Source organism: Solimonas sp. K1W22B-7, from assembly GCF_003428335.1.
Classification (GTDB): Bacteria; Pseudomonadota; Gammaproteobacteria; order Nevskiales; family Nevskiaceae; genus Solimonas_A.
In genome coordinates, this window is record NZ_CP031704.1 from 3,832,642 (window position 1) to 3,845,812 (window position 13,171).

Genomic DNA, 13,171 nt, shown 5'->3' on the forward strand with positions numbered 1-13,171 from the left:
CGCTTCTAGCGGCGGCGCGGACCGCCACGCTTGTCGTCGCGCGGCTGTTCTTCGTTGACCTTGAGCGGCTTGCCGCGCAGTTCCTTGCCGTTGAGGCCGGCGATCGCGGCGCGGGCCTCGTGGCCCTCCATCTCGACAAAGCCGAAGCCCTTGCACTGGCCGCTGAACACGTCCTGCATGAGCTTGATCGAACGCACGCGCCCGAAGCCGGCAAACAGCGCGGACAGTTCCGCCTCGGTGGTGTCGCTGGGCAGGTTGCCGGCGAAGATGCGCTTCATATCAGTACTCCAAATGTGAATCATGACCCGCAGGCACCTGCCCGCGGGGTATCTCTATTCTCTGCGGCTCAATGAACCTTGCGGCTCTTGCCGGCCAGATGCTCGGCGGTCTTGTGCGGCGAGCCGGTGGTGCTCCAGGACTTGCGGCCACCCGGCCCTGCCTGCTGCGGACGCTTCTCCGAACCCTTGTCGCGACCGCGCACGGTGGCCTGGCGGCGCTGGCCCTGGGGCGGACGCGGCGGACGCGGCGGCTCCGGGGCCTGCGGGCGCGGCGTGTAGCCTTCGACCGTCATCACCTGCACAGGTTTCTTCAGCAGGCGCTCGATGTCCTTGAGTTCGCCGCGCTCGTCGGGCGACACCAGCGAAATCGCCTCGCCCTCGGCACCGGCACGGCCGGTGCGGCCGATGCGGTGCACATAGTCCTCAGGCACGTTCGGCAGCTCGAAGTTCACTACGTGCGGCAGCTGGTCGATATCCAGGCCGCGCGCAGCGATATCGGTCGCCACCAGCACGCGCACCGCGCCGGCCTTGAAGTCGGCCAGCGCCTTGGTACGGGCGTTCTGGCTCTTGTTGCCGTGCAGGGCGGCGGTGGTGATCTCCCACTTCGCCAGCTTCTCGGCGAGGCGGTTGGCAGCGTGCTTGGTGCGGGTGAACACCAGGGTCTGGCGCCAGTTGCCGCTGCTGATCATGTAGGCCAGCAGGTCGGCCTTCTGCGCCTTGTCGGTGTGCACCACGCGCTGGGTGACGCTCTCGGCCGCGGAATTGCGCGGCGCGATGTCGATGGTCGCCGGGTTGCGCAGCAGGCCCTCGGCCAGTCCACGGATTTCCTTGGAGAAAGTCGCCGAGAACATGAGGCTCTGGCGCTCCTTGGGAATCAGCGCGATGACGCGCTTGATGTCGTGGATGAAGCCCATGTCGAGCATGCGGTCGGCCTCGTCCAGCACCAGCGTTTCGACCTTGCCCAGGTGCACGGCGCGCTGGCCGGCCAGGTCCAGCAGGCGTCCCGGGGTCGCCACCAGGATGTCGCAGCCGCGCTTGAGGTTGTCGATCTGCGGGTTGATGTTGACGCCGCCCACCACCATCACCGTGCGCAGGTGACGCAGCTGCTTGCCGTAGGTGCGCACGCTCTCGGCCACCTGGGCGGCCAGTTCGCGGGTGGGCACCAGCACCAGCACGCGCACGCGGTGCGTGCCGTTGGGGTCCGGCGGGGTCAGGCCGAGCTTGTGCAGCAGCGGCAGGGTGAAAGCGGCAGTCTTGCCGGTGCCGGTCTGGGCAGCGGCCAGCAGGTCGCGGCCGGACAGCACCACGGGAATGGCCTGGGCCTGGATCGGCGTCGGCTCGGAATAGCCTTCCTGGGCAACGGCCTGCAGCAGGCCTTCGGAAAGGCCCAACTTGGAAAACGACATGTAATAACCTCCTGAACGCGCCTGCTGCGGGATGTTTATCCGAGCCGGTTCAGGCTGCTGGGAATCAAAGGATCCGGGGAGGGCAGGCGGAAGACGCCGGCCCATGGTGCCAACCGGGGGCACCTCGCGAACGGCGCGCAGTATACAAGCGCTCTCCCGGATCACCTAATCCGGCAGGCTGCGTCGTATGATCGCAGCCAGAATCCCCCCACCTCAACGGAGAATCCGATGCGTCTTGCCTGTATCGCCGCCGTACTGACCGCCGCCGTCGCCCTGCCCGCCCAGGCCGACACCTGGAAAGACCTCAAGGGCATGGCCAAGCAGCAGGCCAGCCAGAAGGCCGAGGAGCAGCTGGGCCTGCCGCAGGCCGCCCCGGCCGGCGCCTCGGTCTACTTCATCGAACCCAAGGACGGCGCCACCGTGAAGGGCCCGGTCAAGGTCGTGTTCGGCCTGGCCGGCATGGGTATCGCGCCGGCGGGCGTCAACCAGGCCAACACCGGCCACCACCACCTGCTGATCGACGACCCGGCCGTGGACCTGACCAAGCCCCTGCCCGCCACCGACCAGGTCAAGCACTTCGGCGGCGGCCAGACCGAGACCACGCTGGATCTCAAGCCCGGCAAGCACACCCTGCAACTGGTGCTGGGCGACTGGAAGCACCAGCCGCAGAATCCCACGCTGGCCTCGCCGAAGATCACCATCACCGTCACCAAGTAAGCGCGTGACCCGTCCTGAAATAGGTTGACACCTATACGGGGTAAAACTGGTCGCTAAAGTATGCTGGATACAGACGCCCGATGGACTTCATCGGGCGTTTTGTATTTCAGGGCCAGGTGTGGCCGTTCATGGTTGTAGGTGTGGATGGACTGCCGGACCATCTGTTCGGCCTGCTCAAGGTTGGCGGGTCGCTGGAGCAGGAATTCGTTCTTCAGGATGCCGTTGACGCGCTCTGCCAGGGCGTTCTGGTAGCAGTCGTAGCCGTCGGTCATCGAGCAGGTCAGGCCGTGTCGTTGGTGGATCTGCTGGTAGACGTTCGAGCAGTACTGGATGCCCCGGTCGGAGTGGTGGATCAGCCGCTGAGCCGTCTGCCGGGTCTTGAGCGCCATCTTCAGGGCCTCACTGACCTGCTCGGTCTGCAGGCTGTCGTGGACGTGATAGCCGACGATCTTGCGGGAGTAGGCATCGGTGACCAGGCTCAGGTAGACGCATTTCTCCCGCGTCGGCAGATAAGTGATGTCGGCGACCCAGACCTGCTCGCCGGTCGCGGGCTGGATGCCGCTTCCCGGCTTGAGCAGGTTCGGATGCTTGCGGAAGCGATGATGGCTGTCGGTGGTCTTGTGGTACGCCCGGCGGCTGGGGACCAGCATCCGGGCGTTGCGCAGAATACCGAACAGGGTATCTCGCCCCACGTGGATGCCGTCGGGCCGCTGCAGCAGGTGCTGCAGCTTGCGGGTGCCCACGCGCGGCTGGCGCAGGCGAATCTGCTCCACGCGCCGGATCACCTCGGAACAGGTCTGTGCACGCTCGCGCGCGCACTCCAGCCGCTGGTAGTACGCCTGCCGGCTGATGCCCATGTAGCGGCAAGCCCTCTTAACGCTCAAGCCCATTACGAGCTTTTGCGCGAGGACTTGCCCACAGGCTTTTTTACCACCACTCCGTAGTCCTTCTTCAGGACATCCACCACCGCCTCGAAAAACTGGGCCTTCTCCTTGGCCTCCCGCAACTCGACCTCCAGCTGCTTGATCCGCTGCTCGGGCGTCAGTGGCTTCTTTTCACTCATCATCGGCTTCCCTTGAGGAGCCCATGATGCCCGCCCCGCTACAGGCCGGCCATATCGCCGAACCCAGTGCAGAACCGTCGAGCTGCCCTGGATGCCGTAGCGCTCCTGGGCCTGCCTACAACTCATCTCACCTTTCTCAACCTGATCCACAACCGCCAACTTAAAGGCCATCGTGTAATCGCGCTGTGTCCTCTTAGCCCTTGATTCCATTTGACTCTCCTTCTCGGCTTCGAAAAGGTGTCAACCCAGGGCAGGACGGGTCAGCGGCGAAAAAAAAGGGCGGCCCGAGGGCCGCCCTTTTCGTTGCTCCAGGGTCCGCGTCTTCAGATCTTGAAGTCGAGGCGCACGCCGAAGTGATAGCCGTAGACGCGGGAATCGCGGTCGGCGCGGTAGACCAGGCCACCGCCGCCCAGGCGGATGTCCGGGATCCAGTCGGAGTTCAGCGTGATCGGCACTTCCACGTTGAGGCCGTAGGACACGCCGTCGAAGGTCTCGCTGGCAGCGCCGCGCTCGGCCTTCATCGAGGAGTAGCCGATGGGCACCGAGATCTCGACCAGCTCGAACAGCGAGCCGGTGGGCACCACGAAGATGCCGTAGTACTCGCCGACCTCGAACTTCTCGGCGCCGTCGTCCTTGTCGTCGGCCACGCCGTAGTGCAGCTCGATGCCCACGGCGTCGAGCAGGCGCGTGCCGGCACGGATGCGGTACATGCTGGATTCCAGCTCGTCGCCGCCGAAGGCGGTGACCAGGGCATCGTCGGACAGGGCCAGGGTGACCTCGGCCTTGTCGACGCCGATGTAGAAGTGGAACGGTTCGCCGGAGTCGGCGCTCTCGCTGGCGCTGTCCTCGGCCGGGGCTTCCTCGGCGGCGGCTTCGGCCGGGGCTTCCTCAACCGGTGCAGCCTCTGCGCTCAGGTCGGCAGCAGCGGCATCCGCGGGAGCGGCTTCGGCGGCGACATCGGCAGGAGCAGCCTCGGCGCCGGCATCGGCAGCGGCGGCATCGGCAGGAGCGGCTTCAGCAGCGGCGGCATCGGCCGGCGCAGCCTCGGCGCCTGCCGCATCGGCGGCGCTGACGTCAGCCGGCGCGCTGGCATCCGCCGGCGCCACTTCAGCAGACTCCGGACTGGCAGCAGTGGCTTCTTCCTGCGCCATGACCGGCAGCGCGATCAGCATGCCCATCAATACCGCAGCGGCACTTGCGGACCTTTTCATATCTCCCCCTCTGGATTTAAATGCTTTTATCAGCTGCGCCGAATGTTCCCGCATTTTCCTTTGCAAATCCAGCGATTGATGGGGGTCATGCAGACGGACGATGCGGCGCCCTCGGCGCTTCGGGCAGGCCGCCGGAACCGGCGGCGCGGACCGCCGGCCGGCGCGGGAGTCGACGTTTGCCCGCCGCGGCCCTACATTGTCGCAATGTCCGCAATCATCCAGACCCTGGCGCGCTGGTCCGCCGGTGCCGCCCTGCTGTTCGCCAGCGCCGGCCCGGCCGTGGCGCAGCAGGCCGAGCCCGCGCACGAGCCCTTGACGCTGAGCCACGTCGAAACCGAGGGCCCGGTCGCCAGCCCCGACCTGGATGCCGCACTGGCCGCACTGCAGGGCCGCCCGCTGGACCAGGCCCTGCAGGACGAGGCCACGGCACTGGTGCAGGACTACTACGCCTGGCTGGAATGGCGCGAGGTGCAAGTCTCGGCGCAGCAGGGCGAACAGCCCCCGGCCAGCTGAAGCTGCGGGTCGAAGCACTGCCGCCGCTGCCGGCAGCCGAGCCGCCGTCCGCACTGGCGGAGGAGCGGCCTGTGCCCGCGAAGAAGCGTGTCCGCAGGCGCGAGGAGCCGATCCTGGCGACCGACTACGACAGCTGGCTGCAGTCCCCGGCACGCGTGCTGGTGGACGCCGCCGCACGCCGCCTCTACCTCAAGCGCGGCCAGCGCATCGTCAACTACACGGTCGCGGTGGGCACCGAGCACACGCCCACCCCGCCGGGCGTATACCGCGTGGAGCAGATCGCGCACCGCCCCACCTGGTATCCCACGGCGACGATCCGCCGCGACCACGCGGCGCGCGGCATCAAGCTGCCCGCCACGGTGCCGCCGGGAGACGGCAACCCCCTCGGCGCCTGGTTCGTGCGGCTGCAGGACTCCATCGGCATCCACGGCACCAATGAGCCGGCCTCCATCGGGCAGGCCAGCAGCTATGGCTGCGTGCGCATGCACGAACGTGACCTGGAGGAACTGGCGCGCGCGCTGCGCCCCGGCGACCGCGTACTGATCATCGGACACCCTCCGCCGCCGCAGCAGGTGAGCCTGGGCGACACCGGCGGGAGCGCACACCCGTGATCACGCCCCCGATCCGCTACTGCAATGCCTGCGGCCACGGGGTCGATTTCCGCGTGCCGGAGGGCGATCACCTCGAGCGCCATGTCTGCGGCCGCTGCGGCAACATCCAGTACATCAACCCCAAGGTGATCGTCGGCGTGGTGCCCGAGGCCGAGGACGGCCGCGTCCTGATGTGCCGCCGCAACATCGAACCGCGCCTGGGCCTGTGGACCTTCCCCGCAGGTTTCATGGAGCTGGGCGAAAGCAGCGGCCAGGGCGCCGTGCGCGAGGCACTGGAGGAAGCACAGGCAGAGGTGGAGCCGCTGGACCTGATCGCCGTCATCAACGTGCCCTACGTCAGCCAGGTCTACCTGATCCATCGCGGGCGCATGCTCGGCACGCATTTCGGCCCGACACTCGAAAGCTCCGAGGTGCGGCTGATGCGCGAGGACGAGATCCCCTGGGACGACATCGCCTTCCCGACGATCTGGCACAGCCTCAAGTTCTTCTTCGCCGATCGCCAGATCGGCCGGTACAGCACGCACACGCTCGACCTGAAGTTCCGCCCGCGGCCACCGCAGCGCGCCGAAGTCAGCGGCGGCAACATCTAGGGCCTGTCATCCCCCAATATCGGGGGCCCGCCCCCTGAACGGGGGAATCCCCCCCGCGTGGGGATAAAAACGCCGCGGTGTTCTCCGTAGATTGGCCCGCACCCAGGATCGGGTAACGACCTTTCGGAGAGCATTCGATGATCAACAAGACTCAGACCGCGCGGCGCATGACGCGCATCGCCGCGCTGGCCGCGCTCGTCGCTGTCGGCGGCATGACGGCCGGCTGCAGCGACAACGACGGCGGCGGCCCGGATGGCACGGGCGGTGGCGGCGGCGGTGGCGGCCCCGGCGTCAACGGCGGCAGCCGCTCGGCGGTGGCCAACCAGGCCGCGGTGGCGCTGGCCGTGATCAACCAGCTCGACGCGATCCTGCCGGCCGCCCCCGCGGCTCCGGCTCCTTCGGCCGCAGCGGCGCCGAAGGCGGCCGGCCAGGACCTCTGCTCCGGCGGTTCCGGCACCGTCGGCACGCCGCAGAACAGCAGCGCCCCGCCGGGCAACGTGCCCTACACCGAGGCACAGTCGCTCAACTACAGCATCGCCACCCAGACCATCGACGACTGCGTGCTGCTGGACCAGGACATCAACAACCCCGGCGGCAACGGCATCCCGGCATCGAACACGCGCACCCGCATCACGCTGGACGGCCAGATCCAGAGCGGAAGCGCCAGCACCAGCGGCTACGGCTACGGCTTCGCTTCGCTGGGCACCGAGGCCAACCCGCTGAGCTTCGACACCCGCATCAACGGCAGCGCCGCCGGCCACAGCTTCGACGGCAGCTCGCAGCTGGACCTGTTCCTGCGCAACGACTCCAAGTCCACCGGCGAGGGCACCGAGGCGCAGATCTTCTCGTCCTTCAAGTTCGCGGTGGTGGGCAGCAGCGGCGGCGCCAGCGCCGGCGACAAGGGCACGATCCTGTTCGGCAAGGCGCTGAGCGACCGCTTCCGGATCGGCACGAACGCGGCCGGCACCAGCCTGGCCGGCCAGTACAGCATCGACACCTCGGCCTGCAAGGTGACGGTGGTGATCGCGACCAACACGCCGCTGACCCGCAATGGTGCCGGCCAGGCGACGGCGGGTGAGCTCGCGCTGACGGTCAACGGCACCGCCTCCACGGTGGCCTACAACAGCGACGGCGGCGTGACGGTGACCCAGGGGTCCAGCACCCAGACCTTCACGGCACAGGAACTGGCCACGGCGCAGTCCACCGAACGCTGCAATGCCGGCGGCATCGCGGCCTTCGCCGGTTACGCGGGCAGCTTCTTCTGAGCCCGGAAGGGTACTGAAGACCAGAAGCCCCGCCCCGGCGGGGCTTTTTTTGGGGCGCCCGCCGGTCTGGCGCCGACCACGTCCGGACGGACGACCTCGCTACCGTTGCAGTTTCGTTTAAAATACATCTCCCGATTGTCCCAGCCGCCCTGTAGAAGCCATGACCTTCGTCGTTATTGAAAACTGCATCAAGTGCAAATACACCGACTGCGTGGAGGTCTGCCCGGTCGACTGTTTCCACGAAGGCCCCAACTTCCTGGTGATCGACCCGGAGGAGTGCATCGACTGCACCCTCTGCGAGCCGGAATGCCCGGCCGAGGCGATCTTCGCCGAGGACGACCTGCCCGCCGACCAGGCGCACTTCAAGCAGCTCAATGCCGAGCTGACCAAGGTCTGGCCGGTCATTACCGAAAAGCGGGAGATGGCTGCCGACGCCAAGGAATGGGACGGCAAGCCGGGCAAGCTGGCCCTGCTCGAACGCTAGTCCGCACCCTGATGCGAGAAAGCCCGCCTCGAGCGGGCTTTTTTGCTGGGGATGATTACCCGGAGCAAGCCATGCAGGAGCGAGCTTGCTGGCGACAAGGTGGTTGTCGCCAGCAAGCTGGCTCCTGCATCTGCAGGGCCGGCGTCCAGAAACGAAAAAGCCCGCGAAAGCGGGCTTTTTCTTGCTGCAGCAACGACTTACGCCTTTCGATCGCGCCGAGCGCCCGTCCGCAGGCGCAGCGCGTTGAGGCGAATGAAGCCCTCGGCGTCCTTCTGGTTGTAAGCGCCCTTGTCGTCCTCGAAGGTCGCCACGCGGGCGTCGAACAGGGAGTCCTTGGAGCGGCGGCCGGCGTTGTAGACGGCGCCCTTGTACAGCTTCAGGCGCACATCGCCGTTGACCTTGACCTGGGTATCGTCGATCAGGGCCTGCAGGGCGCGGCGCTCGGGGCTGAACCAGTAGCCGTTGTAGATCAGCTTGGCGTAGCGCGGCATGATCTCGTCCTTCAGGTGCGCCTGCTCGCGGTCGAGGCAGAGGCTCTCGATCGCGCGGTGCGCCTTGAGCAGGATCGTGCCACCCGGGGTTTCGTAGCAGCCGCGCGACTTCATGCCGACGTAGCGGTTCTCGACGATGTCGAGGCGGCCGATGCCGTGCTTGCCGCCCAGCTCGTTGAGCGTGGCCAGCAGCTTGTAGGGCTTCATGCGCTTGCCGTTGACGGCCACCGCGTCGCCCTGCTCGAACTTGATGGTGACGATCTCCGGGGCGTCCGGGGCGTCTTCGGGGTTCTTGGTCCAGCGCCAGATGGAGTCATCCGGCACCCACCACGGGTCTTCCAGGCCGCCGCCCTCGTAGGAGATGTGCAGCGCGTTGGCGTCCATCGAGTAGGGTGAGCCGCCGCCCTTCTTCTTGGTGATGGGGATCTTGTGCTTTGCGGCGTAGGCCAGCAGGGTCTCGCGCGAGGTCAGGTCCCACTCGCGCCAGGGCGCGATGACCTTGATGTCGGGGTTGAAGTGGTAGGCCCCCAGTTCGAAACGGACCTGGTCGTTGCCCTTGCCGGTGGCGCCATGGGAAATGGCGTCGCAGCCGGTCTTCTCGGCGATCTCCATCAGGCGCTTGGCGATCAGCGGGCGCGCGATCGAGGTGCCGAGCAGGTACTCGCCCTCGTAGATCGCGTTGGCGCGGAACATCGGGAAGACGAAATCGCGGACGAATTCCTCGCGCAGATCGTCGATGAAGATTTCCTTCACGCCCAGGGCCTTGGCCTTGGGGCGCACGTGGTCCAGCTCCTCGCCCTGGCCGATGTCGGCGGTGAAGGTCACCACCTCGCAGTTGTAGGTGTCCTGCAGCCACTTGAGGATGACCGAGGTATCCAGCCCGCCGGAATAGGCGAGCGCGACTTTGCGCACTTTGCTCATGGGTTTTTCGTGACCGCAGTAAGGGACAGGGGTGAGGAAAAAGCGCGCGGATTTTGCCTGAAATGGCCGCCGCCCGCATGCGCGGCGGCCCGGTTCACCCCACGGCCGGCCCGGAATCGGGGAAAATGACGCGCCGCGCCCCTGCCGGGGCCCGCGCAGCCCCCATCCGGAACCCGCCTTGAACGACCAGACCTCCCCCACCCCCGCCCCCAGGCCGCCCAAGCTCGGCCATCGTTTCCGCGGCTTCCTGCCGGTGGTGGTGGACGTGGAGACCGGTGGTTTCAACTCGCAGACCGACGCGCTGCTGGAGATCGCCGCGGTGATCCTGGGCGTGGACGGGAACGGCGACCTGGTGCGCCGCCAGACCGTGTTCTCGCATATCACCCCCTTCCCGGGCGCCAACATGGAGAAGGCCTCCATGGAGATCAACGGCATCAGGGTCGACAACCCGCTGCGCCTGGCGCGGCCGGAAGCCGAGGCCCTGTCCCATATCTTCAAGCCGATCCGCCAGGCGGTGTCGGAGAACGGCTGCACCCGCGCGATCCTGGTCGGCCACAACGCCCACTTCGACCTGGGCTTCCTGAATGCCGCGATCGCGCGCACCGGCGTCAAGCGCAGCCCCTTCCACCCGTTTTCGGCCTTCGACACGGTGACCCTGGCCGGCGCCATGCTCGGCCAGACCGTGCTGGCGCGCTCGCTGCAGGTGGCCGGCCTGGGCCATGACCAGAACGAGGCCCATTCGGCGATCTACGACGCCGAGAAGACCGCCGACCTGTTCTGCCTGCTGGTCAACCGCCTCAAGGGCCTGCTGCCCGGCGACAGCGACGAGGAACCCATCCACTTCGAGGAACCGGAATGAAGCGCGCCCTGCTGGGTGGCGGCGCGTTCCTGCTGCTCCTGGCACTGGGCCTGCTGCTGGCCGTCAAGCTGCGCTACGGCGGCGGCGGCGACTTTCCCAATCGCGTTCCCGGGCCGCCGCGCCTGCCGGAGTCCGCGCTGGAGCTGGTGGCCGAATTGCCGACACCGCCAGGCAACATCGCGGTGTCTTCCGGTGGCCGGGTATTCGTCACCCTGCACCCGGAGGCCAGGCCCGCGATCAAGGTCGCCGAACTGGTTGACGGCAAGGCCGTGCCTTTTCCCAACGAGGCATTCCAGACCGGTGCCGGCGAACCGCGCCATTTCCGCGACGTGCTGTCGCTGCGCATCGACGGCTATGGCCGCCTCTGGACCCTGGACAACGGCGGCCATGGCCGCCACCCGGGACGCCTGCTGGCCTTCGACCCGCGCCGCAACGAGGTGCTGGTGGACTACGAGTTCCCGCGCGCGATCGCCGGGCTGGGCTCGCACCTCAACGACTTCCAGGTGTCGCTGGATGGCAGGACCGTGTTCATCGCCGACGCCAGCCTGTTCGCCAGGACCCCGGCGCTGATCGTGTTCGACATCGAGAAGCGCGAGGCGCGCCGCGTGCTCGAAGGCCAGCCCTCGGTCACCCCGGAGTTCTACACGCCGGTGGTCGACGGCCGCCGCATGGAGGCCTACGGCCTGGTGGCGGTGCGGCCGGGGGTGGATTCCATCGCGCTGGACGCCAACGGCCAGTGGCTGTACTTCGCCCCGGTCACCAGCACCCAGCTCTATCGCATCCGCAGCGGCGACCTGGTCGACAGCAGCCTCAGCGCCGCGGACCTGGCGGCGCGGGTGGAGACCTACGCGCCCAAGACCATGACCGACGGCCTGACCATGGACGGCGAGGGCAACATCTACCTGTCGGACCCCGAGCACTCGGCGATCCTGCTGCTCAAGCCCGACCGGACGCTGGAAACCCTGCTGCAGACGCCGCGCCTGCGCTGGCCCGACGGGTTCAGCTTCGGCCCGGACGGCTGGCTTTATGTCAGCTGCTCCAGCCTGCACCAGGTGATCGGCCTGCCGCAGTCCAGCGTCGCCGCCCATGCGCCCTACCCCGTATTCCGGTTCAAAGCCCCGGTCGCCGGCATCCCGGGGCACTGATGGCGTTCAGCCGCGAGCAAGCCCAGCCCCTGCACTCTCCTGTGTTCTTTTAGAATCGCGCGCAAAATCCCGGATCCAACCGCTGCCGACCTGCATGCCCACCCTGTCCCGCTGCCTGCTGACGATGTTCTTCGCCCTGGCGCTGGCCGGCCCGGCGCAGGCCTTCAGCTTCAATGACGTCGCACGGCGCGCCCAGAGCCTGTCGGAGCGCTCCTATGAGAAGCCGGACACCCGGCTGCCCAAGGAAGTGGCCGACCTGGGCTACGACCAGTACCGCGACATCCGCTTCCGCCAGGACCAGTCGCTGTGGCGCAAGGCCAAACTGCCTTTCGAACTGCAGTTCTTCCACCCGGGGCTGTACTACAACCAGGAAGTGAAGATCAACCTGGTCACGGCACAGGGCGTCACGCCGTTCCGCTTCAACCCCGACTACTTCGACTACGGCCGCAACAACGTCGACCGCAGCAAGCTGCGCGACCTGGGCTATGCCGGCTTTCGCGCGCATTACCCGCTCAACTCCAAGAACTACAAGGACGAGCTGATCGTCTTCCTCGGCGCCAGCTACTTCCGCGCCCTGGGCAAGGGCCAGCGCTACGGCCTGTCGGCGCGGGCGCTGGCGGTGGACACCGGCCTGATGTCCGGCGAGGAGTTTCCGCACTTCAACGAGTTCTGGGTGCAGGCGCCCAAGGCCGGCGACCAGGAACTGACGATCTACGCACTGCTGGATTCCAAGCGCCTCACCGGCGCCTACCAGTTCCGCATCAAGCCGGGCGACACCACGCAGATCGACGTCAGGAGCCGCGTCTACCTGCGCGAGGAGGTCGGCAAGCTCGGCGTGGCGCCGCTGACCAGCATGTACTTCTTCGGCGAGAACCAGCCCAACCAGAACGCCGACTACCGGCCCGAGGTGCACGATTCCGACGGCCTGCTGGTGCAGACCGACAAGGAATGGCTGTGGCGCCCGCTGTCCAACCCGCGCCGCCTGCTGATCACCTCGTTCTCGGCCAGCGGCCCGCGCGGCTACGGCCTGATGCAGCGCGACCGCGACTTCCGCCACTACGAGGACCTGGAAGCGCGCTACGAGCAGCGCCCCAGCGCCTGGGTGGAGCCCAAGGGCAACTGGGGGCCCGGACGCGTGGAGCTGGTGCAGATCCCCACGCCGGACGAGACCAACGACAACATCGTGGCCTACTGGGTGCCGGAGCAGCTGCCGGCGCCGGGCAAGCCGCTGGACGTGGAATACACGCTGCACTGGCAGAAGCTGCGTGAAACCCGGCCCGAGGGCCTGGCGCGGGCCGTGCAGTCGCGCTACGGCCACGGCCTGATGCGCGGCAGCGACGACAGCATCCGCTTCCACATCGACTTCGAGGGCGGCGCCCTGCCCGACCTGCCGGACGACGCCAAGCTGGTCGGCGGCGTCTGGGTGGGCGACAACGGCGAGATCCTGGAGCGCCAGACCTACCGCAACGACGTCACCGGCGGCTGGCGCATCAGCCTGCGCGTGAAGCGCCAGGACCCGGAAAAGCCGCTGGAACTGCGTGCCGTGCTGCGCAACGACAAGGACACGCTCTCCGAAACCTGGAGCTACATCCTGCCGGGCGAACCGCGCTAGCCTTC

14 protein-coding genes are annotated in these 13,171 nt (G+C 67.5%); 9 read left to right on the forward strand and 5 right to left on the reverse strand.

What is annotated here, in order from left to right:
* Positions 1 to 5: 5 nt before the first annotated feature.
* Together D0B54_RS17230 and D0B54_RS17235 are read right to left on the reverse strand one after the other, a co-directional pair.
* A complete protein-coding gene (locus D0B54_RS17230; RefSeq protein ID WP_117292497.1) occupies positions 6 to 278 on the reverse strand; it encodes an RNA recognition motif domain-containing protein in 273 nt (90 codons plus the stop codon).
* 68 nt (positions 279 to 346) lie between these two features.
* Positions 347 to 1,684, reverse strand: a complete 1,338-nt coding sequence (locus tag D0B54_RS17235; RefSeq protein ID WP_117292498.1) for a DEAD/DEAH box helicase — start codon at positions 1,682 to 1,684, stop codon at positions 347 to 349.
* A 312-nt stretch (positions 1,685 to 1,996) separates the two neighbouring features.
* On the opposite strand from D0B54_RS17235, the gene D0B54_RS17240 reads away from it, so the two are divergent.
* Complete coding sequence (locus tag D0B54_RS17240) at positions 1,997 to 2,401, forward strand: DUF4399 domain-containing protein (protein ID WP_117295337.1); 405 nt, start codon at positions 1,997 to 1,999, stop codon at positions 2,399 to 2,401.
* 53 nt (positions 2,402 to 2,454) lie between these two features.
* On the opposite strand, the gene D0B54_RS17245 is transcribed toward D0B54_RS17240, so the two are convergent.
* A protein-coding gene (locus tag D0B54_RS17245) for an IS3 family transposase (RefSeq protein ID WP_162932227.1) occupies positions 2,455 to 3,674 on the reverse strand; the annotation gives its coding sequence in 2 pieces (ribosomal slippage) (positions 2,455 to 3,317 and positions 3,317 to 3,674; 1,221 coding nt in all).
* A gap of 113 nt (positions 3,675 to 3,787) precedes the next feature.
* Positions 3,788 to 4,675 (reverse strand): hypothetical protein, encoded by an 888-nt coding sequence (locus D0B54_RS17250; protein ID WP_162932501.1) that lies wholly within the window; start codon positions 4,673 to 4,675, stop codon positions 3,788 to 3,790.
* A 204-nt stretch (positions 4,676 to 4,879) separates the two neighbouring features.
* Between D0B54_RS17250 and D0B54_RS17255 the strand changes: the two genes are divergently transcribed.
* The 5 genes from D0B54_RS17255 to fdxA all read left to right on the forward strand — a co-directional run bounded on the left by D0B54_RS17255 (position 4,880) and on the right by fdxA (position 8,138).
* Positions 4,880 to 5,188 (forward strand): hypothetical protein, encoded by a 309-nt coding sequence (locus D0B54_RS17255; protein ID WP_117292500.1) that lies wholly within the window; start codon positions 4,880 to 4,882, stop codon positions 5,186 to 5,188.
* A 71-nt stretch (positions 5,189 to 5,259) separates the two neighbouring features.
* A complete protein-coding gene (locus D0B54_RS17260) occupies positions 5,260 to 5,799 on the forward strand; it encodes a L,D-transpeptidase (protein WP_162932502.1) in 540 nt (179 codons plus the stop codon).
* An 11-nt stretch (positions 5,800 to 5,810) separates the two neighbouring features.
* On the forward strand, positions 5,811 to 6,389 hold the full coding sequence (locus D0B54_RS17265; RefSeq protein WP_117295339.1) for an NUDIX hydrolase: 579 nt from the start codon (positions 5,811 to 5,813) through the stop codon (positions 6,387 to 6,389).
* Positions 6,390 to 6,526: 137 nt separating this feature from the next.
* Entirely contained in the window at positions 6,527 to 7,654 is a 1,128-nt protein-coding gene (locus tag D0B54_RS17270; RefSeq protein WP_117292502.1) for a hypothetical protein, read from the forward strand.
* Between the two features lie 160 nt (positions 7,655 to 7,814).
* Positions 7,815 to 8,138: a ferredoxin FdxA gene (gene fdxA / locus D0B54_RS17275; protein WP_117292503.1), complete on the forward strand. Its 324-nt coding sequence runs from the start codon at positions 7,815 to 7,817 to the stop codon at positions 8,136 to 8,138.
* Positions 8,139 to 8,335: 197 nt separating this feature from the next.
* On the opposite strand, the gene D0B54_RS17280 is transcribed toward fdxA, so the two are convergent.
* The gene (locus tag D0B54_RS17280; protein WP_117292504.1) at positions 8,336 to 9,550 is read right to left on the reverse strand and encodes an argininosuccinate synthase; all 1,215 of its coding nucleotides are present in this window, start codon (positions 9,548 to 9,550) and stop codon (positions 8,336 to 8,338) included.
* 178 nt (positions 9,551 to 9,728) lie between these two features.
* Here D0B54_RS17280 and rnt point away from each other — a divergent pair, with 178 nt between their 5' ends.
* From rnt to D0B54_RS17295, 3 genes are all read left to right on the forward strand, one after another.
* On the forward strand, positions 9,729 to 10,409 hold the full coding sequence (rnt, locus tag D0B54_RS17285; protein WP_117292505.1) for a ribonuclease T: 681 nt from the start codon (positions 9,729 to 9,731) through the stop codon (positions 10,407 to 10,409).
* Positions 10,406 to 11,554, forward strand: coding sequence for an SMP-30/gluconolactonase/LRE family protein (locus tag D0B54_RS17290; protein ID WP_117292506.1), 1,149 nt, complete (start codon positions 10,406 to 10,408; stop codon positions 11,552 to 11,554). The genes rnt and D0B54_RS17290 overlap by 4 nt, the downstream gene beginning before the upstream one ends.
* 94 nt (positions 11,555 to 11,648) lie before the next feature.
* Entirely contained in the window at positions 11,649 to 13,166 is a 1,518-nt protein-coding gene (locus tag D0B54_RS17295; protein ID WP_117292507.1) for a glucan biosynthesis protein G, read from the forward strand.
* The last annotated feature ends 5 nt before the right edge of the window (positions 13,167 to 13,171 follow it).

Excerpts from the sequence above, each read along its gene's own strand:
- D0B54_RS17230 (WP_117292497.1), bottom strand. The coding sequence starts at position 278 with ATGAAGCGCATCTTCGCCGGCAACCTGCCCAGCGACACCACCGAGGCG.
- D0B54_RS17235 (WP_117292498.1), bottom strand. The coding sequence starts at position 1,684 with ATGTCGTTTTCCAAGTTGGGCCTTTCCGAAGGCCTGCTGCAGGCCGTT.
- D0B54_RS17240 (WP_117295337.1), top strand. The coding sequence starts at position 1,997 with ATGGCCAAGCAGCAGGCCAGCCAGAAGGCCGAGGAGCAGCTGGGCCTG.
- D0B54_RS17250 (WP_162932501.1), bottom strand. The coding sequence starts at position 4,675 with ATGAAAAGGTCCGCAAGTGCCGCTGCGGTATTGATGGGCATGCTGATC.
- D0B54_RS17255 (WP_117292500.1), top strand. The coding sequence starts at position 4,880 with ATGTCCGCAATCATCCAGACCCTGGCGCGCTGGTCCGCCGGTGCCGCC.
- D0B54_RS17270 (WP_117292502.1), top strand. The coding sequence starts at position 6,527 with ATGATCAACAAGACTCAGACCGCGCGGCGCATGACGCGCATCGCCGCG.
- fdxA (WP_117292503.1), top strand. The coding sequence starts at position 7,815 with ATGACCTTCGTCGTTATTGAAAACTGCATCAAGTGCAAATACACCGAC.
- D0B54_RS17280 (WP_117292504.1), bottom strand. The coding sequence starts at position 9,550 with ATGAGCAAAGTGCGCAAAGTCGCGCTCGCCTATTCCGGCGGGCTGGAT.
- D0B54_RS17290 (WP_117292506.1), top strand. The coding sequence starts at position 10,406 with ATGAAGCGCGCCCTGCTGGGTGGCGGCGCGTTCCTGCTGCTCCTGGCA.
- D0B54_RS17295 (WP_117292507.1), top strand. The coding sequence starts at position 11,649 with ATGCCCACCCTGTCCCGCTGCCTGCTGACGATGTTCTTCGCCCTGGCG.